Annotated in this window: 13 protein-coding genes and 3 rRNA genes; 9 read left to right on the top strand and 7 right to left on the bottom strand. The window is 51.9% G+C overall.

Going from position 1 to position 25,950, the window contains the following annotated elements; translation table 11 throughout:
• Positions 1 to 63 precede the first annotated feature (63 nt).
• Positions 64 to 474 (bottom strand): YjdF family protein, encoded by a 411-nt coding sequence (locus ACI48J_RS18630; protein WP_405079667.1) that lies wholly within the window; start codon positions 472 to 474, stop codon positions 64 to 66.
• A gap of 278 nt (positions 475 to 752) precedes the next feature.
• On the opposite strand from ACI48J_RS18630, the gene ACI48J_RS18625 reads away from it, so the two are divergent.
• Positions 753 to 953, top strand: a complete 201-nt coding sequence (locus ACI48J_RS18625; RefSeq protein ID WP_405079666.1) for a YqzE family protein — start codon at positions 753 to 755, stop codon at positions 951 to 953.
• A gap of 104 nt (positions 954 to 1,057) precedes the next feature.
• Here ACI48J_RS18625 and ACI48J_RS18620 read toward each other — a convergent pair whose 3' ends face one another.
• The 3 genes from ACI48J_RS18620 to ACI48J_RS18610 form a co-directional block, all read right to left on the bottom strand.
• On the bottom strand, positions 1,058 to 2,134 hold the full coding sequence (locus ACI48J_RS18620; RefSeq protein WP_405079664.1) for a hypothetical protein: 1,077 nt from the start codon (positions 2,132 to 2,134) through the stop codon (positions 1,058 to 1,060).
• Between the two features lie 114 nt (positions 2,135 to 2,248).
• A complete protein-coding gene (locus ACI48J_RS18615) occupies positions 2,249 to 3,538 on the bottom strand; it encodes a YqhG family protein (RefSeq protein WP_405079662.1) in 1,290 nt (429 codons plus the stop codon).
• On the bottom strand, positions 3,519 to 5,324 hold the full coding sequence (locus ACI48J_RS18610; RefSeq protein ID WP_405079660.1) for a DEAD/DEAH box helicase: 1,806 nt from the start codon (positions 5,322 to 5,324) through the stop codon (positions 3,519 to 3,521). The genes ACI48J_RS18615 and ACI48J_RS18610 overlap by 20 nt, the downstream gene beginning before the upstream one ends.
• 337 nt (positions 5,325 to 5,661) lie before the next feature.
• Between ACI48J_RS18610 and ACI48J_RS18605 the strand changes: the two genes are divergently transcribed.
• Positions 5,662 to 6,504 carry a biotin/lipoate A/B protein ligase family protein gene (locus tag ACI48J_RS18605; protein WP_326055330.1) on the top strand — a complete coding sequence of 281 codons (843 nt, stop codon included), beginning with the start codon at positions 5,662 to 5,664 and terminating at the stop codon, positions 6,502 to 6,504.
• A gap of 29 nt (positions 6,505 to 6,533) precedes the next feature.
• Positions 6,534 to 7,352 carry an aminoglycoside N(3)-acetyltransferase gene (locus ACI48J_RS18600; RefSeq protein ID WP_405079658.1) on the top strand — a complete coding sequence of 273 codons (819 nt, stop codon included), beginning with the start codon at positions 6,534 to 6,536 and terminating at the stop codon, positions 7,350 to 7,352.
• Between the two features lie 334 nt (positions 7,353 to 7,686).
• Here the strand turns inward: ACI48J_RS18600 and dat are convergent, their stop codons facing one another.
• Positions 7,687 to 8,526: a D-amino-acid transaminase gene (dat, locus tag ACI48J_RS18595; protein ID WP_405079656.1), complete on the bottom strand. Its 840-nt coding sequence runs from the start codon at positions 8,524 to 8,526 to the stop codon at positions 7,687 to 7,689.
• Positions 8,527 to 9,069: 543 nt separating this feature from the next.
• Between dat and ACI48J_RS18590 the strand changes: the two genes are divergently transcribed.
• Positions 9,070 to 11,685: an adenosylcobalamin-dependent ribonucleoside-diphosphate reductase gene (locus tag ACI48J_RS18590; protein ID WP_405079654.1), complete on the top strand. Its 2,616-nt coding sequence runs from the start codon at positions 9,070 to 9,072 to the stop codon at positions 11,683 to 11,685.
• 239 nt (positions 11,686 to 11,924) lie between these two features.
• Here ACI48J_RS18590 and ACI48J_RS18585 read toward each other — a convergent pair whose 3' ends face one another.
• Positions 11,925 to 13,868, bottom strand: a complete 1,944-nt coding sequence (locus tag ACI48J_RS18585; RefSeq protein WP_405079652.1) for a leucine-rich repeat domain-containing protein — start codon at positions 13,866 to 13,868, stop codon at positions 11,925 to 11,927.
• A gap of 626 nt (positions 13,869 to 14,494) precedes the next feature.
• Here ACI48J_RS18585 and ACI48J_RS18580 point away from each other — a divergent pair.
• The 4 genes from ACI48J_RS18580 (at position 14,495) to rrf (ending at position 23,404) form a co-directional block, all read left to right on the top strand.
• Positions 14,495 to 17,875, top strand: coding sequence for an S-layer homology domain-containing protein (locus ACI48J_RS18580; protein WP_405079650.1), 3,381 nt, complete (start codon positions 14,495 to 14,497; stop codon positions 17,873 to 17,875).
• A 509-nt stretch (positions 17,876 to 18,384) separates the two neighbouring features.
• Positions 18,385 to 19,938: ribosomal RNA gene (locus ACI48J_RS18575) — 16S ribosomal RNA — on the top strand.
• Between the two features lie 249 nt (positions 19,939 to 20,187).
• Positions 20,188 to 23,110 (top strand): 23S ribosomal RNA (locus ACI48J_RS18570).
• A 177-nt stretch (positions 23,111 to 23,287) separates the two neighbouring features.
• Positions 23,288 to 23,404, top strand: a 5S ribosomal RNA gene (gene rrf, locus ACI48J_RS18565).
• The 16S, 23S and 5S rRNA genes sit together here, the layout of an rRNA operon.
• 212 nt (positions 23,405 to 23,616) lie before the next feature.
• Here rrf and ACI48J_RS18560 read toward each other — a convergent pair.
• Positions 23,617 to 24,480, bottom strand: coding sequence for a helix-turn-helix domain-containing protein (locus ACI48J_RS18560; protein ID WP_405079649.1), 864 nt, complete (start codon positions 24,478 to 24,480; stop codon positions 23,617 to 23,619).
• Positions 24,481 to 24,597: 117 nt separating this feature from the next.
• Here ACI48J_RS18560 and ACI48J_RS18555 point away from each other — a divergent pair, with 117 nt between their 5' ends.
• Positions 24,598 to 25,737, top strand: coding sequence for a glycoside hydrolase family 88 protein (locus ACI48J_RS18555; protein ID WP_405079648.1), 1,140 nt, complete (start codon positions 24,598 to 24,600; stop codon positions 25,735 to 25,737).
• The last annotated feature ends 213 nt before the right edge of the window (positions 25,738 to 25,950 follow it).

Raw genomic sequence — 25,950 nt, 5'->3', positions numbered from 1 at the left:
CAGGATGATCAAAAAACCGGCTGACGCCCTGAAGCGTCAGTCGGTTTTTTTGTGCGCCGCATTTCAGCGGCCGCGGTGTTTGTCTTTGGCTTTCTGACGGGCAATCCCGCGCTTGCGGGCCGCGTCCGCCTCGCGTTCTTCCCTGGATAACGTTGTCCGCACTTTCTTGCGGTATTCGAGATCCGCCTGGATGGCTGCCTGTGCCATCGTGGAGGGGCCCTTCTGCGCTAGCTCCCTGGAAGCGAGCCGTGCAAGCCGCTTCGGATTTATTTTCCGTTCAACTGCGGGAGCGGCACGGACGCCTTTGCCGACACTTTCCAGCAAGCGGAGCAGATCGTGCTGAACAAAGTCCAGCACTTCCCCGTCTAGGGGCTCCGTTCCGAATATGTGCCTGGCTGCGTGCAGGCTCCCGTTTCTTTCGTCCTCCGCTATTCCAATCCAGTACTGCCCGTCGTAAAAAACCGTTAATTTCATGTTTTTTCCCCTCCGTTTAAGTAACAGAGCGCCGGACATCCCGAGGGGGAAGGCTACGACATGTCAACAGATTTAATCAGGCTTAAATCTAAAGCATGCATCCGGACTACCAACCGGACTGTGATTTTACGCTCCATATTTAATTATAGGAGGAGAGGGAGCGATTGGAAAGAGTCATAATCGGGAATGTGCGCATGGCCGGTTTTACGTAAGGGTAGTCCGGGAAATACTGATGTTAAAGAAATTGCGTTCTTAAAGCGGAAAGGAGGGGCTGACGAATGGCAAAAGGCGGAGAAGAACTCGTGAAATATATAACGGAACAAGTGGTTCAGTATATAGAAACTCCAAGGCAAGTACGAAAGGAAGCGCGCGTCAGGCACAAAGAAACCAGAGAAAGCTGGTCGGTCCATTGGTTCGGGATGATCCCCATGTCCATCTCCATGATCCTAAAGGCCGTAAGGCGCCGGAGCAAAGACTGAATGGTGAACTCGCAAGGCCGAAAGTGAATCATTGGTCAAAAAAAGAAGCTTCCTCAGGTTCACGGCGGAAACGGTAAACCGTTCCGGGACCCGGGGAAGCTTTTCTATGGGAAAGAGGAGGAGATACCGTCAGTCGGGTAAAACTGTCCGAGCGAAACCGCTTCGTCCAGGAGAACAAAGCGTCTGCCTTCCTGCTCGAAGGCCACAAAAGCGGCACCGCCGGTCCAGCGCAGAGCGCCGGTAACGGGAAGCGGCAGCGTAAGTCTGCCCCCGAAACATTCACAGACGAACGTCAGGGACTTGCCGGCCGCAAGGTAGGGCGTCAATTCTTCATAGGAACGGATAGGGAGCGCGTCTCGGGTGAGCCAGGCTATCTCCTCATAAGGATCGGACGGCAGGACCTGAAGCGGCGTTCCGGGTGTATGTTCAAAGGCTGCGCCATGCAGCCCGAGCAACCTTGAATCACTTGCGGGCGAATAATTTTGAAACGTCCGGATTTCGCCGGTTTTGGCATCGACGAGGATACGATTGTTCCCGGCGGGAACGGTCCAAACCGCATGGAAGGCATCCGTATAAAGACGGCGCAGCCTTGTTTCCGCGGAGTCCAGCCAAGCTTGATAGGACATGGATGTAGGAATGATGGCGTGCTGCACCAAGGTGCGGTACAGCGTGCGGGTGCTGAACAGAGGATGTTCGCCTGTTCCGTATTCGATGAGCTGCAGGGTGCCGTTTTCGGCGGCGGAAACGATCAGATAGCCTGTCTCGCGGCCGTTATCCGTCAGCAGGACGATCCAGCCATGGGTACCCGGCCCGAGAGGAGCGACCGTCCACTTGGCGCGGTTCCAGCCCTCAAAACCTTTCCGGCCGGCAAGACTGCCGATCCAGCGTACGATGTGTTCGTTCAGTACGGTATCGGCGTTGGACGCCCCAGGAGTATCCGGCGGTTCGTTTGCCGTAAAATCCGCCAGAACCTCGGCGGGTCTAATTCCGGGCAGGATCGTGTACCTCTTATCCAAAGACGCTCGTCCGGTTTCCTGCTTCATACGTGTTGCCGAGCCGGGAAGGGACTCTTGAGCTTCTTGAGAGAAGAGTTGTTCACCCTGCGAGAACGAAGGGGGCCCGGCAGCGAGCCAGACAACGAGCGCCATCAGCGCTGCCGTCCATACAGCTGTGCGGTTCATTTGATCACCTGCCTGCCTTCATTCTATAAATCTAGTGTAAGGGAATCCTTGCAAAAAGTTTGTTAAAACGTGTAGGCCGGCCCATAGGAACTTTTAGCGACTTTCGTCGCATCTTCACCTTTCGTCCGCTCTTAAATGAAATAATCCGCAATTGATGACGGATACATGCACTCTCGGCCGGTATTGCCAGTCTACCTCCGCCTGCCGGGCCGCATAGCGGATCTCCAGCTCTTCGCGGGCTTCCGGTTCGGCTGCCGCGAGCATGCCTTCGTAATACAAGCGGACGAGCTGATGCTCTTCGGCCAGTACCTGGTTGGCTCGGTCCGCCCAGCGGTGGTCGGTGCGGCGGATTTTCTGCTCCAGGTAATCTTCCAGGATCGAGGCGGCCCGCGAAAGGGTCAAATTATCGCCGAGCAGATGAATGTTGACCGGCAGTTTCGGTGCGAGCTTCCTCGTCAGCATGGAGGGATGAAACTCTTCGCGGATTTCTCCCGTCGTCATTTGAATGGCCAAGGAATGAACTTCGCTGCGTTTCATATCGCAGGCATACTCTACCTTGTAGTTCACATTCATCCAGCTGCAGTAGGTGAGGGGAGCGGAGCGTCCCGGCAGAGAACTGCCGGCGGCTTGCGGCGGAACCTCGAACAGCCGGGTAAACCGGCCGTTGTTCAAGGCCGTCGCGAAGAGCTGCTGCAGGCGGCGGCTGCCGAAGGTAACCTCGTCGCGGGGGACGCGGCCGACCGGCGGAGCGGGGGCCGTGCCGAAGTACCGCCCGAGGATGCTGTCCGCGGAGCGGATCGCTTCGGGCGGACTTCCGCCGTTTCCGGCCGCGGGAGCGGCGCCTCCCGGGACGGCGCCGGCAGTCGCCCCCGGTCCTGCCGCGGGCGTGCCCTGCGCGCTCAGTGTCCCGCTGCTGCCCGCGGGACCCGTGCCGCCTCCGGCCGCCGCCTGGCCCCCGCCGCCCGCAGCGCCGGGGGCCGCGGAGACGGCACCGGCAGCAGCCCCCGGGCCAGCCTGAGGGCCCGGCCCGGCCGTACTCCCCGCGGCGGCAGCGTAAGCCGGCGGCCCCGAGGCCCCCGCCTGGCCGGCTGCGCCCTGCGGCGGAGCCCCGGGCGGAGCGGCAGCGGCCCCTTGCGGCCCGTTCATGGTCCCGGCCGGTACGGGGCGAGCCGCCGCCGCGGCTGCCGCGTCCCCTTCCGGATCGAAAACGAAACGGTAGGTCATCGTTTCGGGTTCGACGCCGGTACGCTCGACGAAGCTCCAGTAGTAGGAGCGGCCGGTGAGTTCTTTATCCGCCTCCGGTGAGAGGTTCACGATGACGGCGTGCTTCGTTTTTTCGATAATGCGGCAGTTGTACGCTTCCAGAAACCGCATAACAAAGCGTTCAACCTGGGCGGTATTCATGGACGTCGTTCACCCCGACATTCTGCCCGATGGCGCTGAGTATGGACCCGATTTTGGCTTTCCTTTCGTTTTCCGGCTGAAGCTCCTCGCGAATGCCGGTCAGCGAATCGCCAAGCCGGTCGATCTGCCGGCGCATGTCTTCATCGGAACGCGATTCCATCATCATTTTGAAGAGCGAGCTTTCCAGCGAGGTCGATTTTTTCTCCAGCCGTTCCAAAATGGAATCGAGTTCGCCGATGACCAGCTCGAACATATTGATTTTTTCGTGCAACAGGCTCAAAATATGCTCTTCGATCGTATTGCGGGTAGAGAGATTGTAAATTCTTACGTCATCCGTCTGGCCCAGCCGGTGCACCCGACCTATTCGCTGCTCCACCCGCATGGGATTCCAGGGCAGATCGAAATTGATCATATGATGGCAGAATTGAAGATTAATTCCCTCGCCGCCGGCTTCGGTTGCGACAAGCACTTGGGCGCGGGTGCGGAAGAGGTCCATCATCCAATCTTTTTTGCCCCGGTTCATTCCACCGCGGTACGGTACGGCCGTGATTTTGTTCTCTCTTAAATAGTTCAGCAAATATTCCTGGGATGCCCGGTATTCGGTGAAAATAATTACTTTGTCATTGATCTCCCGGATCAGATTCAGGACGGTTTCGGCTTTCGTGTTAGCCTGGATGCTGCGGATTCGCTCGACCAACTCCCATATTTTGGCCCGGACCGGAGAGTTTTCTTCCGTCTTTTTGAACATGTTTACGAGGGTGATAAAAACGGCGTCCCGGGAGCTGCACACTTCTCTTTGAAGGGTGACAAGCGCCAGCGTATTGCTCGGCTGGCCCTGATTTTGTTCATACTCGCTGCGGATAAAATCCGTTACGCCGTCGTAAAGCGCCTGTTCCTCGGGAGAAAGCGTAAGCGTGATATTTTTCACGATCCGTTTCTTGAACTCGACATTTCCGTCGCCGCGCCGGTTGCGGATCATAATTTTGGAAAGCTCCTGCTGAAGAACGCCTTCGTTTTTCGGCATTCTTTTGGCCATGACAAAGTTGGCTTGAAAATTCGTCTGGGCCCCGAGCTGCCCCGGCTTCAGAAGATTAATCAGATTGTACAGTTCTTTAAGATCGTTCTGTACGGGCGTAGCGGTAAGCAGCAGGCAATATTTTTTGCGCAGCTCACCGACGAACTGGTAATTCGTTGTTTTTTTGTTTTTGAGTTTATGGGCTTCGTCCACGATAAGCATGTCGTAGTCCAGACCGAGCACGATCTCCCGGTGCGGGTCCCGCTTGGCGGTGTCCATGGAAGCGACAATCACGTCGGTCGTCTGCCACATGTACGATTTTTTCTGGGCGGCCGCCGCGATCCCGAATTTCTGATTCAGCTCCCGAACCCACTGCAAGACAAGCGAAGCGGGTACCAGAATGAGCGCTTTGCGTACAAGTCCGCGGATCATATATTCTTTTAAAATAAGTCCGGCTTCGATCGTTTTGCCGAGTCCGACTTCATCGGCCAGAATAGCCCGCCCGCGCATGTCGTACAGCACTTTTTTGGCCGTATCGATCTGATGGCTCATGGGCTCGATTCCGTTCACATGCTTCAGGCAAAGAAGCTCGTCGAAGGAGTGGATCAGGCTCGACTTTTCCGCCTCGTATGCAAGCTGGTACAAGGTCCAATTATCCCAGGGGCCGTTGCGGACGACACGTGACTCCCATTCCAGGAACCATTCCCGATCCGTGTGCATGCTCAGCCCTTCATGAATGGGGCGGATGTGCTCCGTTGTCTGGTTGTTCATCTAGGCTCTGCCTCCTTCTCGAAAATGGGCCGTATCCAGGGCGCCGTTACCCGACCTGTCTGCCCGTCATCCGCTTGCTGCTGCCGTTATGAGCGGTCAGCCGTATGCAATCTGCAACTTTGTAACTAGTATGATCCAAAAAAGGAGGTTTCATAACGCGGCGTATTGGCGGGACTTCTTCGGCTTTTACCGCCGTAGCCGCCCCTGCCGGGAGCTCTATCGAATGTTATCGGAAGCGCTCGTGTGCTATGATAAAGGAATGAACGTGCACTTAAAACCGATACGGGCGGGCCGGGATTTCCGCGCCTGCCGTTCTTGATAAGAAGGGAAGAGGAACATGACAACATGGCGTTATATGCATACAGGCAACCGTACGGCGGCTGAGAACATGGCGATCGACGAAGCGATTCTCATCGCGCACAGCGAAGGCAGGGTTCCTCCAACAGTCCGTTTTTACGGCTGGGGGCCGGCGGCTCTCTCCATCGGTTATTTTCAGAAAGCGCAGAAGGAGATCGATCTGGACAAAGTCGCCGGTCAAGGCCTTGGATTCGTACGCCGTCCGACGGGAGGCAGGGCGGTTCTGCACGATGCCGAGCTTACATACAGCATCATCGTCTCGGAGCGCTATCCGGGAATCCCGACGAGCGTAACGGAAGCTTACCGGGTTCTCAGCGAAGGACTGCTCCTCGGATTCCGGAAGCTGGGGCTGGCGGCCGAGATGGTGAATCTGGCAACCGAAGAAGAGAAGCGGAAATACGAATCGCTTGGCTCGGCGGCTTGCTTCGATTCCCCTTCGTGGTACGAGCTTGTCGTGGAAGGCCGCAAAGTCGCCGGAAGCGCACAGGTTAGGCAGAAGAATGTCGTGCTTCAGCACGGCTCCATTTTGCTGGAACTGGACGTCGAGCAGCTGTTCGGCCTGCTGCTATTCTCTAACGAGCGGATTGCGGAGCGGATGAAGCAGAGCTTTGTTCAGAAAGCGGTCGCGATTAACGATCTGCTCCGAACTGCCGGGCTTGCCCCCGTGACACTCGAAGACGTGGAAACCGCATTCCGCGCCGGTGTAGCCGAAGGCATGGGTATCCAGCTTGAAGACGGAGCGTTGACTCCGTACGAGCTGGAGCTTGCGGAAGAGCTGGCGCGTGAAAAGTATAGTTCCGACGAATGGAATTTGAAGCGGTAGCGATAAATTTAGGGTGAGGTGAACGTACCATGTCGATCGAGACGATTATAGAACGAACGGGGAAACGGCCGCATACGGCGGTAAGCCTTGCGGGGGATCTCAGAAGACTCGGTGTGAAGGAGGGGATGACTCTCTTGGTTCATTCCTCTCTAAGTTCCCTCGGTTGGGTTTGCGGGGGCACACAGGCGGTCATAGCTGCTCTCCGGGACGCATTGGGCAGTCAGGGCACGCTGATGATGCCGACACACAGCGGAGACTTGTCGGAGCCATCGGCTTGGAGCAATCCGCCGGTGCCGCAGGAGTGGTGGGACGTGATCCGAAGCACGATGCCGGCCTATAAAGCGGACGAGACCCGGACGTTTTTTATGGGAGCTTTGCCGGAATCGTTCAGAACTTACCCGGGGGTTATGCGCAGCAGCCACCCGCAGGTCTCGTTTGCGGCGATCGGACCGCAGGCGCAAAAACTGACCGGCAGCCATTCCCTGGCTTACGGGCTCGGAGAGGGTTCCCCGCTTGCCCGTCTGTACGAGCTGGACGGTCATGTGCTGCTGCTGGGCGTCGGTCACGGATCCAACACGTCCATCCACTTGGCGGAATACCGCGCGGAGTATGCGTCGAAGAAGGAAGTCACGAACGGGGCGCCTGTTCTTGATGGAGACGGGGTCCGTCAGTGGGTGGAGTTTCCGGATATCGGAATCGATTCGGACGATTTCGACCGGGCGGGTGCCGATTTCGAAGCCCGGCACTCGGCGGTCATCCGCGGAAAAGTAGGCTCGGCTGATACGGCCTTGATGCCGCAGCGTCCGCTTGTCGATTATGCGGCGGAATGGATGAGGCAGCACCGGTAGCGAAAGGCGAAAGGATGGCGGCCGCTGCTTGGTTTGCTCCCGTATATGCGGGTGTGGCTGAGCGCCGTCATGGGACGCTAACACCGCGACCGCGTGCCGGGAGCCTTGCACGGTGCGCAAGACCGGACGCGCGCAGCGGAGATGGCTCGTTCGCACCGCCGGGTTAACGGTGCGGGTGCGAACGGAGCCGAGCCGCGGGGGTCGGGCGCGTACCGGATGCGGGTGGCCCCCGCGTGCCGGTTCCCGCCCTTCGGCGGCTCCGCTGCCGCGGTGAAAAAAGGCCTCCAGACCCGCTCTGAAGCGGGTCTGGAGGCCTTTTTTGCTGTCCGCCGGATCAGCGGCTTCCGGCCGGAATCGCCGCCTCGAAGGCCTGCTGGAGCCGCCGTGTAACGGGACCGGGCTTGCCGTCTCCGACGGGCCGGCCGTCCACCAGCACGACCGGCATAACTTCGGAGCCGGTGCTGGTGATGAAGACTTCATCGGCCGAGGCGAGTTCCTCGGCCCGAAAAGCTTCTTCACGCACGGCGATGCCCAGTCCTTCGGCGAGCCGGAGAACGAGCGAGCGGGTGACGCCCCGCAGGATATGATGACCGGCGGGATGAGTTTTCACGACCCCGTCTTTGACGATCATCACGTTGGACGCGCTCGCTTCGGTGATAACGCCGCCGCGGTTGAAAATAACTTCGCCCGCCCCGCCGTCAAGAGCCTCCTGCTTCAGCAGCACGTTCGGGAGCAGGTTCAGCGATTTGATGTCGCACCGGTGCCAGCGGATATCCTCCCGGACGATGGCGGAAATCCCGTTTTCCAGATCTTTCAGCGGACGCGAAAACGGGGAGCACCAGCCCGTCACGACCGGCTCTGCCGCAGCCGGAAACGGATGAGAACGCGGAGCGGCGCCGCGGGTGATCTGAACGTAAGTGAGGCCTTCGGGGATGCCGGCAGCCTCCGTGAGCCGGTTCAGCAGATTTTCCAGCTCTTCGAGCGGATAAGGAAGGTTGATCCGGACTTCGGCCATACTGCGGTTGAAACGTTCCATATGTTTCTCTACTTCAAATAGCCGGCCGTCGTAAATGCGGAACACCTCGTAGACGCCGTCTCCGAAATAATAGCCCCGGTCAAGGGGGGAAATGCGGACTTCTTCGTCCGGTACAAGTTGATTTCCGAAAAGCATCATAGGGCATGTTCTCCTTCAAGTTATCTTTCTAGTACCAAAATAAGCGCTTGTGTTGGCAAGCGTGTCTGAACGCAGCCATTGAAAGTAAAGGTATGTAGGGGATAATACGAAAAATTACCCAACTGGCGAACATTCGTTTCTTTTTTCGGCGGATCTGTTTATAGTATATAGGGGAAAGAATATCTTACACAAATGAGCCGATGGTCTGTATGCGCGAAAATCTGCTACAGCGACTTTTACAAAAATTTACTCATGGGTCACTGCGGCTCTTACCCTTTTACAGGCTCGAAATGTCGAAAACGGTCGTTTTTTATAAAAGTGCCCCGAACGAAATAAAGAGCAAGGCGAAGAAAAAGCGAGAAAACAAGCTCATGGATTTTATTATCCCGTTGAATTCATTCGAAGTTTATTCGTAACACAATATCTAGTGTTGTATAATCTTTTAAGGACACTATATATAGTGCTTACGTACATACCGCGAATTTCGCGCAGTGGTGCGGGTTCCCGGGTGCAGGTACATTGATTTGGGAGGGTGTTGCCGTTTTGAAGACGATGCAGCGGAAAAGTTTGGAAGGTTTGAGCGAAAAAATCTTTTTGGATCGTTATGCGTTAAAAGATGCGGACACGAACAATACGAAAGTCGGAGACGTGGTGCTTGTCCTGACCAAGGACGACCCGAAATTTCCGGCCAAGGAAGTCGGGGAAATCACCGCGCGAGATGGGCGAAATGTGACCGTTAAGCTGCGCAGCGGCGAAACGATCGAGTCGAACATCGACAGATTGACTCTTAATATAGAAAAAACGCCGGATGAGCTGTGGGACCGCCTGGCCAAGGCAATGGCTTCCGTGGAAGCGACACCGGAAAAACAGAAGGAATGGACGGAAAAATTCCGTTATATTCTGGACGACTGGAAGCTTGTTCCGGGCGGCCGCATTGCCGCAGGCGCGGATGCCAGCGACGAACTGACGCTCTTCAACTGCTACGTCATCCCGTCTCCGCATGACAGCCGCGGCGGTATTATGGCAACCTTGTCCGAGATGACGGAAATTATGTCCCGCGGGGGCGGGGTCGGTATTAATCTTTCGTCTCTTCGCCCGCGTCGCGCGATCGTCAAAGGCGTTAACGGTTCTTCCAGCGGTTCCGTGTCATGGGGAGGCCTCTTCAGCTATACGACGGGCCTGATCGAGCAGGGCGGCAGCCGTCGAGGTGCGCTGATGCTTATGATCAACGACTGGCATCCGGATTTGCTTGATTTTATCACCGTTAAATCGACGATGGGCCAGATTACGAACGCGAATCTTTCCGTTTGCGTGAGCAACGGCTTTATGAAAGCGGTGAAGGAGGATCTGGACTGGGATCTCGTGTTCCCGGATACGACGGACCCCGAATACGACGAAGTTTGGAACGGCGATCTCAATGAGTGGAAAAAGCTCGGAAAAGCCGTAAAAGTGTACCGCACGGTTAAAGCCCGCGAAGTTTGGCATACGATCATCGAGTCCGCATGGCGCTCCGCGGAGCCGGGCGTCGTATTTATGGAGTACTACAATCAGATGTCCAACAGCTGGTACTTCAACCCGATCATCTGTACCAATCCTTGCGGAGAGCAAGGGCTTCCGGCCTGGGGTGTATGCAACTTATCGGCCGTTAACCTTTCCAAGTTTTATGACGAGGAGAATGACGATGTCGCATGGGACGAGCTGGGCAAAACCGTCCGTTACTCCACGCGTTTTCTGGACAACGTCATCGACAAGACGCCATACCACTTCGAGGAAAACCGCGAGAACCAGCAGGGCGAACGACGTGTCGGACTTGGAACGATGGGCCTGGCCGAGCTGATGATCAAGCTTCGCATCCGTTACGGAAGCCCGGAATCTCTCGAATTCCTGGATAAAATCTACGGCTTTATGGCACGCGAAGCTTACCTGGCTTCCTCCGAAATCGCGGGCGAGAAAGGCTCTTTCAAGCATTTCGACGCCGAGAAATTCCTGCAGAGCGGTTTTATGAAAAACATGCACGAGGTTTACCCGGAAGTGACGGAATCCGTCCGCAAAAACGGCATGCGCAACGTGACCGTTATTACGCAGGCACCGACGGGAAGCACGGGAACGATGGTGGGAACTTCCACCGGTATCGAGCCTTATTTCGCCTTCGAATATTTCCGCCAAAGCCGCCTCGGCTACGACAAGCAGTACGTGCCGATCGCACAGGAATGGAAGGACGCGAACAAGGATCGGGAACTGCCGGATTATTTCGTGACCTCCATGACATTGTCCGCCGAGGACCATATCCGCGTTCAAGCCGCTATTCAGCGCTGGGTAGACAGCTCCATCTCCAAGACGGCCAACTGTCCGGCCGATTTCACGGTCGAAGAAACCGAGCGGCTGTACGAGCTTGCGTTCGATCTGGGATGCAAAGGCGTGACCATCTACCGCGACGGCAGCCGTGACGTACAGGTGCTCAGCACGGGAACGGACAAAGATAAGAAGGATGAGAAGAAGGCCGAAGCGGCCGTTCCTGCGCCTGAAGTTCCGGCAGAAGCACCGTCTGTGGGGGTTGCGGCGGAACCGGTCCAAGCGGATGCGATTTCCGGGAACGTCTTCGATAAAGAATATAAACGCCGTCCGCAAATTTTGCGCGGCGCTACTTATAAAATCAACACGCCGTTCGGTATGGCGTACATTACAATCAACGACATGAACGGCTCGCCGAGCGAAATTTTCCTCAATGTGGGAAAAGCGGGCTCGGACGTCTTCGCCATGGCGGAAGCGCTCGGCCGCGTCTGCTCCTTGTTCCTGCGCTACGGCGATCACGGGAACAAAGTGAACCTGCTGATCAAGCATCTCAAAGGCATCGGCGGTTCGGGGGCCATCGGCTTCGGCGCCAATCGCGTCGAGTCCATCGCCGATGCGGTCGCCAAAGCGCTTGAGATGCATGAAGAGGCGATGGCCGGCGAAACGGGGGCCGAGGCCTACGTAACCGCCACGAAGGAAGTCGTGCATGAAGCGCCGGCTGCTCTTAGCCAGGCTGCTCCTTCCGCAGGTGCCGCGCCTGCCGGGCTGACTTCGCTTGACTTGTGCCCGTCCTGCGGCTCCGCTTCGCTTGTCAACAGCGAAGGCTGTAAAAACTGCACGAACTGCGGATACAGCCGCTGTTCGTAAGAGTGTTTTAAAGTTTCGGTTACTTTATAAGAGATAAAGGCAAGATTGGGTGAAGAAATCCTAATCTTGCCTTTTTTTGTACACTATCTATAATCCAAAGTTTTATAGTCAGGGTTGTCTAATGAGCAAAAGCCGAGAGGGTGAGCAGTACTCACACTTTCGGCTTTTTCTTAGCAAGTATCCGTATTTTCTTTGTTTCTGGAATAGTCCGATCATTTTATGTTTCTTGTTTGTTTAGACTATTGTCTGATATCCACTGTTTTTGTAGCGGAGTTCCATTTTACTTGTGCTCCCAATGTCTCGCTCACCATTCTTACAGGTACAAAAGTAGATCCGTTCACGACCTGTATGGGAGATTCCAAGAATATGTTTTTGCCGTTTACTATGGCTTTATTCGAGCCGATTTGTAATTGTAAAGAGACATCTGATTTTTGAGCCGTCACTGTTTCCGTGTTACTATCCCAAGTAACATTAGCACCTAGTGCTTCAAAGATTTTTCTCATGGGAACATAGATAGAACCGGATATGTTTTGCGGAGATTGGTCTTCCGCATAATTTTGAACTTCATCATTGATTTTTACATAAATCCGCTCACCGTAAGATACAGCCGCTCCATTTAATGCCCTGACTTTAAGTTTTCTGACGGATCCTTCATTCAATGGGTTATTCGCCAAATAAATTTCCCAAAGATCGGTTTGGTTATCCAGAGGACTTATATCCCGGATTTGATTGTTGACCAATGAAATCTTTTTTGGAGTTAAATGAGATAGTGCGGATATATCCGAAAGAGCATTGCCATCCAGATACAAGACATCTAACATTTTCAGCGATTTAATCGGACTAAGATCAGTAAGTTGATTATTGCTTAAATCAAGTTGATAGATACCATTCTGAGCTTCTATTCCACGTAGATCACTAATTAAGTTTCCGTCCAGAGAGAGCAAGACGAGTTGAGGCAGGCTCTTTAGAAACTGAAGCGAAGCAATTCCGTTTGATCCTAAATAAAGAGAACGTAATTGAGGTAAGTCCCCCAAAGATTCCGGATCGGTTATGGAGTTACCATTAAGCGATAACAACCATAAATTTGGTAATTGAACAATGGGTTTAATATCTGAAATCCGATTTTGATTGAGCCTTACTAACTCGAGCTTACTCGCATGAGACAGGGGAGAAACATCTGAAATCTGATTATTAGAAAGATCAACCTCCTGTAATCTGGCGAGTTTTTGAAGGCTGCTTATATCGGTTATTTGATTGTTTTCAAGCTGAAGCCATTTCAGATCTGGGTGATTTTCTAGAAAGTTAATGTTGGAAATATGAAGAGAACCGATACTTAACAAATTAAGCTCAGGAAAATGATTAAGGATACTTAAATCTTGAACCGGATTTCCAGTCAATTCGAGGCCGGTCAAATGCGGTAAGCTTTTTAGGGGGTTAATGTCTTTAACCCCGTTGTATTTAAGACCAACGAAATCAAGTTTGGACAGATTGCTTAAAGGCGAAATATCCGAAATTTTATTTTCTTGTAAATTAGTAGAAGATAAATTTTTGAAATTGCGCATGGGGGATATATCCTGAATTTGATTCTTATAAGCGTCAAAGTTGGATAAGTTTTCAAGATTCTCTAAAGGATTAATATGTTGTATCTGATTTTCAGATAGGTTAAGTACTTTTAAGTTGCTAAGATTTCTAAGAGGACTTATGTCGGAAATATGGTTTTGACTAATATTCAGATCAACTAAAGAGTGGAGATTACTAAGAGCGTGAATGTCACTGATTTGATTTTGCCACAAGTTAATGGTTCTCAATTTGGTTAATTCGCTTAAAGCATGGATGTTTTCAATTTTATTCTGTGTTAATTTGATTTCTACCAAATTTTTGGCGTATTCTAAGCCATTTAGCGTCGTAATTCCCTGCCAATCCGCAGGACCTATTTTTTTGAGTTTTTCCATGTCCCTAACCGTTATGGGGCCTTCATTTTTATTGAGTTCAGTTCTAATGACTTTTTCAAGTGCTGAATCCTCAATTTTTACTTCAGGGGATTCTGCAGAAGTTTTTGTAGGTAAAAATAAAACCAATAAAAATGCCATGCTAAATGTGAAAGCGACAAACCCAGCTTTTTTCAAATAACTCCCTCCCGTATTTAAAACACCATGTTTTTTTACCTGCTGCAAAATTTCCAACTAAATACAACCCGGTTCACTCGGTAGCATAATTTCTAGTTGTGCACGCATATCTCCTTCTGCAAAGAAAATTAAATAATCTACATGAGCTTGAGAATACATGAAGGCCGGATAGATGAAAGAAATTCGTTCTTTTACCCCGGAATCTTTACATAGTTTGTTTTAGTATAGCGTTGATTGTTTGTACCGTTGATCGAAATCCTAGCTCCAAGGTTTCATCGAAAGGATACAAAAAAGTCTCACAAGGATGCCGTCCCAGGATACGAGCGTTTCGAGGGAAAGGCAGCCTGCTCACTCGGGCATGATGGTGGCGAAGGCGTTTATACGTTTTGCGGGCATCAGGTTCCCGTTTATGAAGGAACTGCAGGCTTTCAGACGGTACGCTAGCTTTCAGTCCGGACCAAGAACGAAGTGCTGCCCCACACAGTCAAAACCGTATTCCGCTGACAGATGCCGTAGAGATCGCCGAATATGACAACTTTCCAGTATTTTCTTTACCCTCTATATTTCATACTATCGACCTAGTATAATAAATTCGTTATATGCGTTTAGACCCAAAGTAGTACGGACAGCAAGAAACGGCGTATACAACAATCTTATTAGAACTGACGGAGGGAACTCGTAAAATGAAGCTCGCAAGATTACGCCGTTTTATGAATTTGTTTTCATTAAGTGTTCTGGTTTTGGGTATGATGTTACCGAACTTTGTTCAAGCGGCATCCACAGAAACGTTAACAGACCTGGATCGCTCTTACGCCCAAAAAGAAATAGCGGGTCTCATCTCGGGAGGAATCCTTTCGGGATACCCGGACGGTACTTTTAAGCCTGAGAATCCCATAACGCGCGCTGAATTCGCAAAAATTCTTGTACTGGCTCTGGGGTTGAAGGAAGAACCGGCCAAGTCAGCTTCTTTCCATGATGTAGACGCTTCGAGCTGGTATAGCGGCTATGTCGGCACACTTGTAGCGTCTGGCATTACACAGGGTACGGCGGACAGCACTTTTTCGCCGGATGCCAAAGTAACACGTGAAGAACTGGTTGTCTTTTTTGTTCGGGCATTCGGGCTCGTGGAGAGTGTTTCAGTCAAAAGCCCAACAACCAAGCTAACAGATTTGCACCAGGCGTCCGACTGGGCTAAGCCGTCCGTATCTTTGGCTTATGAGATCGGGCTTGTCAACGGGATCGATAACGGTGAGGGAGGGCTTCTCTTCAAACCGAAAAGCAGTTCGGACCGTCAGGCTGTAGCCCGTCTGGCTTATGAATTCAAAACAAATCATAAAGCCTATTTAAGCAAAGCCGAAGAAATTCTGGCTTCCAAGCCCGAAGTGACTCAACCTGAGCAGCAGATCCAGTCTTTGGTTTCGCAAAGCAGCACGACAATCGAAGTTTTATTCACTTCCGCATTGACGGAGCTGAACAAGGAAGATTTCAAGTTCGATCATGATCTTCTCGTTACAGCGGCGGATTTCAAGTCAGGCAGTAAAACCATTGTTGTGCTCACCACAACATCGCAAAATTCCGGAACGAAATACGCATTAACTTACAAAGGTAAGCCCAGCGGCAAGTCCGTTGAAGGCACTTCACCGATGTTTGGCGGGGGTGGCGGCGGTTTCGGAGGGGGCGGAGTTCCCGGCGGCGTGACGCCGACAGTCGAGCAATTGCTTGCAAGCGGGAAACCGCAAACGGCTATTACCGTTCAAGCATCCGGCACATACGGTCCCGCAAACGGTAAAACAAGTGTCCAGACTCTAATTCTGGACCCGGGTCCTACTGGCGAAGTAAGCTTGAACAATATTGATGCAGAGCAGATGGAAGTACGTTCAGGGAGCGTAAGCTCCATTAAGCTGCGGAATGCGGTCGTAAAGAATTTGAAAATAAACGCAGTGAACAATAACGGACTTCCCGTGAGAGTAGAAGCGGGTGAGGGAACCCAAATAGCCGATACCGAAGTGACAACTCAAGCTGTTTTAGAGGGTTCTTCCGTGCAAGGAGGATTCGGTAAAATTAAGCTGGATGCTTCCGGCAAGAAGGTCAGTTTTAAAGGGAAGATCGACAGCGAAATTACGGCAGCTTCTTCCGGTATGACACTTTCCCTCGAGTCTCCTACGGCTGGTAACAATCAGCCGACATCTATTACGAAGTTAATCGTAGCTGTGCCTGATACGGCCATAGATATGGGCACGTCAACTTTGTTGGGAGAACTGAATTCAAACCAAGCAGTCTCCGTACTCGGTGCCGCCGAATCTATTGCCACAATCAGATTAAGCGGTGGCGGTATGTTTAAGCTGGATTCGTCGGTAGAAAATGAAGTAAGGAATCTGGCGGTCGCTAACGCGAATAAAGCCATTCAGGCTTATCTTGATACTTCGTCAAATGCGTCGGATTTTACCGTCTATTTGACCAGAGCTGAAGAAGCCGAAAAAGCTATTCAAATCGCCAAACAGTACGGTGCAGAGGATAAAGACTTAGAAAAACTTGAGTCTTTTTATAGGAGCGTTGCCCCGGTGTATGAACTTAACGAAGCTGTGAATGCTTTGACGATCGAGTATATGCCCGGAGATTCTGCAGACCATGTTACTCAGCGTCCGTCTCTGCCTGCAAACGGGGCCAATAATACGTTTATTTTATGGTCATCGAGTAATCCGGAGCTATTGTCTACGTGGAATTTATACCTGGAGAGGCCGGCGTCGGGAGCGGGAGACAAAGAGATTACGCTGACGGCGACGCTTTATAAAGATGCTTTTGCAGCGACTAAAAGTTTCAAAATGACCATCAAACAGCTGAACGCTGCAGTAAAATCCGTTCAAAGTCTTAAGCCGGATTTACTGGTTGTGGAATTCGACGCGTCTGTAGCGGCCCAGGAAGCTTCCTGGTACCAATTTACTAATGGACTGCAGGTTTTAAAAACAACCCAGTATCCCCAGTATCCGAACTTGGTACTGCTTAGTGTAAGTTCGCAGAAAGCCGGCAGCAATTATAATCTCACCTATAAGAACGCTCCAACCGGTATAACCTACACAGGAAGTGCAGCAAATGAATGCTCAGCCGAATGGTGCACCATACCTGGCAGCGGCCAAAAAGTACCCGTACCCGGCGTAAATGTACCAGGTGAAATAGAAGGATATGTTACTGAAGGCATGACCAAACCCGCGGAAGATGCAGAAGTTTCTTTAAGCGGCATTGGCTTAACAACGAAAACGGACAGTCGTGGATATTTCAAGTTTACCAATGTTACTCCTAATGTCAGCTATATCCTTTCTGCGACTAAACCGGGTTATTCGATCGCAAACACCGCTAAGTTCAGCATAGCACCCGGTCAAACCTTTATGGCAGCGGGCATGAATATTTTCACGAGGCCAGCTCCTGTTACCAATGTAAAAATAACTCCAGTCAATTTTACAGACAAAATTTTACTTTCATGGACACCTTCCTATTCGCTTGGCTCGAGTGTAACATTCAACGTTTATCAAAATAGAACTATAAGCGTTGCCAATTATGAAGGCACCCAACTTTTGTTAGAATCATTGAAAGCAGGGGAAACATATACGTTCAGTATTGAAGCATGTAATGAAGTCGGCTGTTCCTCAATGAGTGCTGAGCAAACCGTTCAGATGCCTTTAAATCTGTCGGTATACAGTCTGCAGCCGTATAATTCAGTAACATCGGACGTATACGATGTGCTTAAAACATCGGGGAAAAACGAGTATTCTCTCTCTCAGCCTTATCCAAACTTTGATTCCATACTGATTGAGTTCAAAGAGGGGCTTGATGACGGTACCCCCGGAACTCCCGTAACCCAATTTGATCTGGATTTCTCCAACGCGAATATTATCGGAATAGAGGGACAATCATTTAATTCTTCGGTTCAAATCTATCAAGGTAAAACCTACCTGAAGGTAGACATCAATCCGTCGTTACAATCCAAATCCGGCAAATATGTGATAAACGGAGTAAATTATAAACACAAAATTGCGGATGTGGTTCCTTTTGGCATTGTCTTTAAATAGGGTATAGGTTGTTTAAGGCTTTCTTTCGCCATTTAGGTGGTGTTAAGAAAGCCTTATTTTATATCATGGGAATGGTTTTATGCACACGCTGTTAACGATCTAGTGAATTTGCCTTTTCATATTCATAAGGCGATATTTGCATGAGAAAAGGGAACACAAAAGCGCTAAGTTAGCATAAATCCCTCTTCCACAAAATGGTTGTTGCAAAAGGCGTCGGATGCTGGTAAAGTTACTTCTTGCCGGCAACAACAAAACACGCCGCGAAAAAAGAATTTAAAAAAAGCTTGCATAAATGAGCGCGACTGTGTTATAGTATAAAAGTTGTCACTGAGACAAGCGCTAACGACGAAAGCTACAAAAGCTTACAAATTGTCCTTTGAAAACTGAACAACGAGTGATTGAAGCGTCTCGAGAAATCGAGATATTAAATGAGAAGAAATTCTCGTCAGCTTTGTATGTTTGAGCTTAATCAGCTTGAGATAAACCGCTGGCCTTCGGCCGGCACAACTTTATCGGAGAGTTTGATCCTGGCTCAGGACGAACGCTGGCGGCGTGCCTAATACATGCAAGTCGAGCGGACTTGAAGAGAAGCTTGCTTCTCGGATGGTTAGCGGCGGACGGGTGAGTAACACGTAGGCAACCTGCCTGTAAGATCGGGATAACTACCGGAAACGGTAGCTAAGACCGGATAACCGGTATCTCCGCATGGAGAGATCGTGAAACACGGAGCAATCTGTGGCTTACGGATGGGCCTGCGGCGCATTAGCTAGTTGGTGAGGTAACGGCTCACCAAGGCGACGATGCGTAGCCGACCTGAGAGGGTGAACGGCCACACTGGGACTGAGACACGGCCCAGACTCCTACGGGAGGCAGCAGTAGGGAATCTTCCGCAATGGACGCAAGTCTGACGGAGCAACGCCGCGTGAGTGATGAAGGTTTTCGGATCGTAAAGCTCTGTTGCCAGGGAAGAACGCCAAGGAGAGTAACTGCTCTTTGGGTGACGGTACCTGAGAAGAAAGCCCCGGCTAACTACGTGCCAGCAGCCGCGGTAATACGTAGGGGGCAAGCGTTGTCCGGAATTATTGGGCGTAAAGCGCGCGCAGGCGGTTTTTTAAGTCTGGTGTTTAATCCCGAGGCTCAACCTCGGTTCGCACCGGAAACTGGGAGACTGGAGTGCAGGAGAGGAAAGTGGAATTCCACGTGTAGCGGTGAAATGCGTAGAGATGTGGAGGAACACCAGTGGCGAAGGCGACTTTCTGGCCTGTAACTGACGCTGAGGCGCGAAAGCGTGGGGAGCAAACAGGATTAGATACCCTGGTAGTCCACGCCGTAAACGATGCATGCTAGGTGTTAGGGGTTTCGATACCCTTGGTGCCGAAGTTAACACAGTAAGCATGCCGCCTGGGGAGTACGCTCGCAAGAGTGAAACTCAAAGGAATTGACGGGGACCCGCACAAGCAGTGGAGTATGTGGTTTAATTCGAAGCAACGCGAAGAACCTTACCAGGTCTTGACATCCCTCTGACCGGCTTAGAGATAAGCCTTTCCTTCGGGACAGAGGAGACAGGTGGTGCATGGTTGTCGTCAGCTCGTGTCGTGAGATGTTGGGTTAAGTCCCGCAACGAGCGCAACCCTTGAACTTAGTTGCCAGCAGGTAAGGCTGGGCACTCTAAGTTGACTGCCGGTGACAAACCGGAGGAAGGCGGGGATGACGTCAAATCATCATGCCCCTTATGACCTGGGCTACACACGTACTACAATGGCCGGTACAACGGGAAGCGAAGGAGCGATCCGGAGCCAATCCTAGAAAAGCCGGTCTCAGTTCGGATTGCAGGCTGCAACTCGCCTGCATGAAGTCGGAATTGCTAGTAATCGCGGATCAGCATGCCGCGGTGAATACGTTCCCGGGTCTTGTACACACCGCCCGTCACACCACGAGAGTTTACAACACCCGAAGTCGGTGAGGTAACCGCAAGGGGCCAGCCGCCGAAGGTGGGGTAGATGATTGGGGTGAAGTCGTAACAAGGTAGCCGTATCGGAAGGTGCGGCTGGATCACCTCCTTTCTATGGAGACTCGGGTCCTGAAACGGACCCAGTCAAGAAGGCATCGCCTTCAACCTTCAATCACTCGTTGTCAGTTTTGAAAGGAGAATTTACTTCTCTTTTCAAACGTTGATCCTTGAAAACTAGATAGCGAAACATGTAACTAGAATCATCCAAAACCTTGATGGTTTGATGTAAAGCGAAGTTATATGCTGAGAAGTGATTTTTTAAGCGCAGCTTAATAGCACGAGTCAGGATATAACAAGCATTGGTCAAGCTAATAAGGGCACACGGAGGATGCCTAGGCGCTAGGAGCCGAAGAAGGACGTGGCGAACGACGAAATGCCTCGGGGAGCCGTAAGCAGGCTTTGATCCGGGGATGTCCGAATGGGGGAACCCAGCTGTGGTAATGCGCAGTTACCATGCAGTGAATACATAGCTGCATTGGAGGCACACCCAGGGAACTGAAACATCTAAGTACCTGGAGGAAAAGAAAACAATAGTGATTCCGTCAGTAGCGGCGAGCGAACGCGGATTAGCCCAAACCAAGGAGCTTGCTCCTTGGGGTTGTAGGACGTCAATGTGGCAAAAGTTCATTAGGTGAAGCGATCTGGAAAGGTCCGCTAGAAGAGGTAACAGCCCTGTAGCCGAAAGTGAACGTATGCCTAGACGGATCCTGAGTACGGCGGGACACGTGAAACCCCGTCGGAATCCGGCAGGACCATCTGCCAAGGCTAAATACTCCCTAGCGACCGATAGTGAAGCAGTACCGTGAGGGAAAGGTGAAAAGCACCCCGGGAGGGGAGTGAAAAAGAACCTGAAACCGTGTGCCTACAAGAAGTCAGAGCCCGTTAATGGGTGATGGCGTGCCTTTTGTAGAATGAACCGGCGAGTTACGTTTGCATGCGAGGTTAAGCTGAAAAGGCGGAGCCGCAGCGAAAGCGAGTCTGAATAGGGCGACTATAGTATGCAGGCGTAGACCCGAAACCGTGTGATCTACCCCTGTCCAGGGTGAAGGTGCGGTAACACGCACTGGAGGCCCGAACCCACGAATGTTGAAAAATTCGGGGATGAGGTGGGGGTAGCGGAGAAATTCCAATCGAACTCGGAGATAGCTGGTTCTCCCCGAAATAGCTTTAGGGCTAGCCTCGGGGGATGTGTCGTGGAGGTAAAGCACTGATTGGGTGCGGGGCCCGCCAAGGGTTACCAAGTCCAGTCAAACTCTGAATGCCACAGACATTACCCCGGGAGTCAGACAGTGAGTGCTAAGATCCATTGTCAAGAGGGAAACAGCCCAGATCATCAGCTAAGGTCCCCAAGTGTGTGTTAAGTGGGAAAGGATGTGGAGTTGCACAGACAACCAGGATGTTGGCTTAGAAGCAGCCACCATTTAAAGAGTGCGTAATAGCTCACTGGTCGAGTGACTCTGCGCCGAAAATGTAACGGGGCTAAACACACCACCGAAGCTATGACTTAGACATCTAAAGATGTCTTGGGGTAGGGGAGCGTTCTGTACGGAGTGAAGGTAGATCGTGAGGACTGCTGGACTGTACAGAAGTGAGAATGCCGGTATGAGTAACGAAAAGATCAGTGAGAATCTGATCCGCCGAAAGCCTAAGGGTTCCTGAGGAAGGTTCGTCCGCTCAGGGTAAGTCGGGACCTAAGGCGAGGCCGAAAGGCGTAGTCGAAGGACAACAGGTTGAAATTCCTGTACCACCGTAAGCCGTTACGAGCAATGGAGTGACGCAGCAGGGTAGGGACGCGGACTGATGGATGTCCGTCCAAGCAGTGAGGCTGATGTGTAGGCAAATCCGCACATCGTGAAGGCTGGGCTGTGATGGGGAGCGAAAATTACAGTAGCGAAGGTCTTGATCTCACACTGCCGAGAAAAGCTTCTAGCCAGGCGAAGGTGCCCGTACCGCAAACCGACACAGGTGGGCGAGAAGAGAATTCTAAGGCGCGCGGAAGAACTCTCGTTAAGGAACTCGGCAAAATGACCCCGTAACTTCGGGAGAAGGGGTGCCCCGGTAGTGTGAATAGCACGAGGGGGCCGCAGTGAAAAGGCCCAAGCGACTGTTTAGCAAAAACACAGGTCTATGCGAAGCCGCAAGGCGAAGTATATGGGCTGACGCCTGCCCGGTGCTGGAAGGTTAAGGGGAGCGGTTAGGGGTAACCCGAAGCTGTGAACCGAAGCCCCAGTAAACGGCGGCCGTAACTATAACGGTCCTAAGGTAGCGAAATTCCTTGTCAGGTAAATTCTGACCCGCACGAATGGCGTAACGACTTGGGCGCTGTCTCAACGAGAGATCCGGTGAAATTTTAATACCTGTGAAGATGCAGGTTACCCGCGACAAGACGGAAAGACCCCATGGAGCTTTACTGCAGCTTGATATTGGACTTTGGTACGATCTGTACAGGATAGGTGGGAGCCTTTGAAGCCTGAGCGCCAGCTTGGGTGGAGGCGCCGTTGGGATACCACCCTGATCGTATCGGAGTTCTAACCTACTACCGTGAACCGGTAGAGGGACCGTGTCAGGTGGGCAGTTTGACTGGGGCGGTCGCCTCCTAAAGAGTAACGGAGGCGCCCCAAGGTTCCCTCAGAATGGTTGGAAATCATTCGAAGAGTGCAAAGGCATAAGGGAGCTTGACTGCGAGACATACAGGTCGAGCAGGGACGAAAGTCGGGCTTAGTGATCCGGTGGTACCGCATGGAAGGGCCATCGCTCAACGGATAAAAGCTACCCTGGGGATAACAGGCTTATCTCCCCCAAGAGTCCACATCGACGGGGAGGTTTGGCACCTCGATGTCGGCTCATCGCATCCTGGGGCTGAAGTAGGTCCCAAGGGTTGGGCTGTTCGCCCATTAAAGCGGTACGCGAGCTGGGTTCAGAACGTCGTGAGACAGTTCGGTCCCTATCTGTCGCGGGCGCAGGAAATTTGAGAGGAGCTGTCCTTAGTACGAGAGGACCGGGATGGACGTACCGCTGGTGTACCAGTTGTCTCGCCAGAGGCATAGCTGGGTAGCTATGTACGGAAGGGATAAGCGCTGAAAGCATCTAAGCGTGAAGCCCCCCTCAAGATGAGATTTCCCAGTATGTAAGACCCCTTGAAGACGACGAGGTAGATAGGTTGGAGGTGGAAGCACAGCAATGTGTGGAGCTGACCAATACTAATCGGTCGAGGGCTTGACCTACAAATCTGTACGACAGTACAGGTTACATCGAAAGCATATGCTTAGGCTTTTCCGACAGGAAAATGCCGCATCACAAGCATACCCTGGGTATGCACCACAAGATCTTTGGATGGATCGACTGCTTGTTTCGCTGCTAGTTTTCAGGGAGCAACCCTGGTGTGTCTGAATAGACACCTGTTTGGTGACGATGGCGGAAGGGAACCACGCGTACCCATCCCGAACACGACCGTTAAGCCTTCCAGCGCCGATGGTACTTGGACCGAAGGGTCCTGGGAGAGTAGGACGTTGCCAAGCACGTAAGAGACCTTTTGAACGTAACCGTTCAAAAGGTCTCTTTTTGTATGTGGACCAATTTACCGGTGCTTTGTATTCTATTGGAAGCTGTACTAATGGCATTACATCGGAGCACCGCTTCTGTTCTAGGTAAGTCTTGATGGTTTGTAACTATAAAGTAGCCTAAGCACAAAAAAGGCAGAACGTCTTCAGATGTCGTGCCTTTTTTATGCTTAACTCATGCGATATTTTGCGGGCGAAAGACCGTTGTGCTTTTTGAACAGTTGACAGAAGTAAGAGAAGTTAGAAAATCCGATTCGGTGGCCGATTTCGCGGACGGATAAGTTCGTCGTTTTAAGAAGAAAAGAGGCTTGCTGCAGCCTTTTGGCGGTCAGATAGCCGGTTAAGGTGCTCCCGGTCTCCCTGTGGAATAGGTAAGAAACATGGTTGGGAGTGAGGTGCACGTGCCTGGCCAAATCGGTTAAACGAAACTCGGAGGCATAGTTGGCTTCGATCCATGCGAGGATGGCGACCACAGACGGAGAAAAGCGGAGTGCGGAGCCCACCCTGCCTGCGGCTGATTGTTTATCAAAAAGGTCTTGAATCCGGTGGAGGAGAGAGAGCGTATCCAGCAGAACTTTTTCAGACTGGGCCGGAGTGTTCCGGTTTGCTTGGGGTTCACCCTTATAAAAATGAAAAAGTTTATCCATGGCATCCGTATCCGTCACCTCCACCCACTGATCACCGAAAGGATGTTTCCAGATATGCAGCAAGAAACTATTTAACGACGGGTAAGGCTCGGTATACCGGAGCAACACCGCCGGATCGAACAGAAGCATGGAACGGATGTAAGGTTGTTGTTCGGTAATGGTCATCCGAATCGTATGAAGCTGGAAGGGTTTGAAAAAAAGAAGGGTGCCGGGTTTTATCTCGAACAGCTCCTGCCCGATCATGACTCTCCCTTTGCCGCGGTGGACATATAAAATTTCGATTCCCTGATGGGCATGGAAAATATCGCGAAAGCTTTCCGAACGATTCAGACAGAGGGAAAGCTGCACGGGATGCCGTCCAAGATCGGCATAATTATCAAGTCTCATGGCGAGCGACCTCGATGAATTCGTAATATGACAACATTATATCATAATATCCCCAAAACAAGTCCGGACGGTGTTTGCTACGATAGAAGAATAACGACATACACGGAGTCTGCAGCGGTGGAGTGGAATGCCGGACGGATTGCCGGAAAGGCAGGGATAACGGTGAATAAGGAAGAATTATGGGGCAGTTTGTATAAGAAAGTAAGCGTTATGGCACAAAAGATGGGGAATAAATCGCCTCATGTCGCTTTTGACGGGATATACGATGATATGAGGATCGATTGGTGGACATCGGGGTTCTGGCCGGGTATGTTGTGGATTATGCATGAAATGACAGGCGATCCTTCATTCCGGGAGAGAGCCTGGGACTGGGATGCGAATCTGGAGCAGTGTATGGTAAACAACTCGAACCTTCATCATGATGTAGGGTTTCAGTCTCTTCCGACTGCCGTGATCAAATACAAGCTTACGGGAGATGCGGATGCACGCCGAAGGGGGATTCAGGCGGCGAATTTTCTGGCGGGGCGGTTTAATCTGGCCGGTCGCTTTCTGCGCGCATGGAATCAGGACAAAACCGGCTGGGCCATCATTGACTCCTGCATGAATCTGTCCCTACTTTTCTGGGCGGCGGAAGAAATCCAGGATCCCCGCTTTCGCCATATAGCGGCGGCTCATGCGGATACCGTGCTGGAACATTTTATTCGGGAAGACGGATCGGTCAGGCACATTGTCAGCTTTGATCCGGAGACGGGGGCTTTTCTGGAAGCGCTGGGAGGCCAGGGACATTCGCCGGAATCGGGATGGAGCCGCGGTCAGGCGTGGGCTCTTTACGGGATGGCGAACGTTTACCGGTACACCGGCGATATACGTTACCTGCATGCGGCGAAAAGAGTCGCGCACTATTTTCTGGCTTCCCTGCCGGAGGATGCCGTGCCCCACTGGGATTTCCGTACCGGGAATGCGGAAGGGGAGCCCAGAGATTCGTCGGCGGCAGCTTGCGCGGCGTCCGGTCTGCTTGAAATCGCAAAGCATGTGGCTGCTCTTGAAAGAGAGCTGTATGAGCGGGCCGCGGTTAGGATCATGGCAGCTTTGGCAGGATCGTACGCGTCTTTTGGTGACGAGACCGAAGCGATCCTTCGGGAAGGCACGGGAAATAAGCCTGCCGGCCAGAACGTCGACGTGGGATTGATCTACGGCGATTACTTCTTTGTCGAGGCGGCCGCAAAGCTGAACGGCTGGCAGGGAAGCATTTTTTAAAGAAATAGAGAAAGCGAAGAGCATCCGGAATAACAGAGAAAAACTCATACAGTCTCAGACGGTCAGTCTTTAGAAGAACGGATAACGTCTTTTCATAACTGGAATTATAAAAGGGTGGTTAGGGGGCATGTTCCCCTGGCACAATCATACGATCACCGAAAGTAGGAACTGCCGTAAGTTCATAAGAGCCAATTTGCGATCATTCGCGGATTA

Origin of the sequence: Paenibacillus chitinolyticus, from assembly GCF_045038035.1 — a bacterium.
GTDB classification, from domain to species: domain Bacteria; phylum Bacillota; class Bacilli; order Paenibacillales; family NBRC-103111; genus Paenibacillus_F; species Paenibacillus_F chitinolyticus_A.
Note: the sequence above shows the minus strand (reverse complement) of the source record. Positions and strands in the feature narration are given on the sequence as shown.

What these genes read in the sequence shown, in the direction of transcription:
- ACI48J_RS18630 (WP_405079667.1), bottom strand. Translation starts at nt 474, where the DNA reads ATGAAATTAACGGTTTTTTACGACGGGCAGTACTGGATTGGAATAGCG.
- ACI48J_RS18625 (WP_405079666.1), top strand. Translation starts at nt 753, where the DNA reads ATGGCAAAAGGCGGAGAAGAACTCGTGAAATATATAACGGAACAAGTG.
- ACI48J_RS18620 (WP_405079664.1), bottom strand. Translation starts at nt 2,134, where the DNA reads ATGAACCGCACAGCTGTATGGACGGCAGCGCTGATGGCGCTCGTTGTC.
- ACI48J_RS18615 (WP_405079662.1), bottom strand. Translation starts at nt 3,538, where the DNA reads ATGAATACCGCCCAGGTTGAACGCTTTGTTATGCGGTTTCTGGAAGCG.
- ACI48J_RS18610 (WP_405079660.1), bottom strand. Translation starts at nt 5,324, where the DNA reads ATGAACAACCAGACAACGGAGCACATCCGCCCCATTCATGAAGGGCTG.
- ACI48J_RS18605 (WP_326055330.1), top strand. Translation starts at nt 5,662, where the DNA reads ATGACAACATGGCGTTATATGCATACAGGCAACCGTACGGCGGCTGAG.
- ACI48J_RS18600 (WP_405079658.1), top strand. Translation starts at nt 6,534, where the DNA reads ATGTCGATCGAGACGATTATAGAACGAACGGGGAAACGGCCGCATACG.
- dat (WP_405079656.1), bottom strand. Translation starts at nt 8,526, where the DNA reads ATGATGCTTTTCGGAAATCAACTTGTACCGGACGAAGAAGTCCGCATT.
- ACI48J_RS18580 (WP_405079650.1), top strand. Translation starts at nt 14,495, where the DNA reads ATGAAGCTCGCAAGATTACGCCGTTTTATGAATTTGTTTTCATTAAGT.
- ACI48J_RS18560 (WP_405079649.1), bottom strand. Translation starts at nt 24,480, where the DNA reads ATGAGACTTGATAATTATGCCGATCTTGGACGGCATCCCGTGCAGCTT.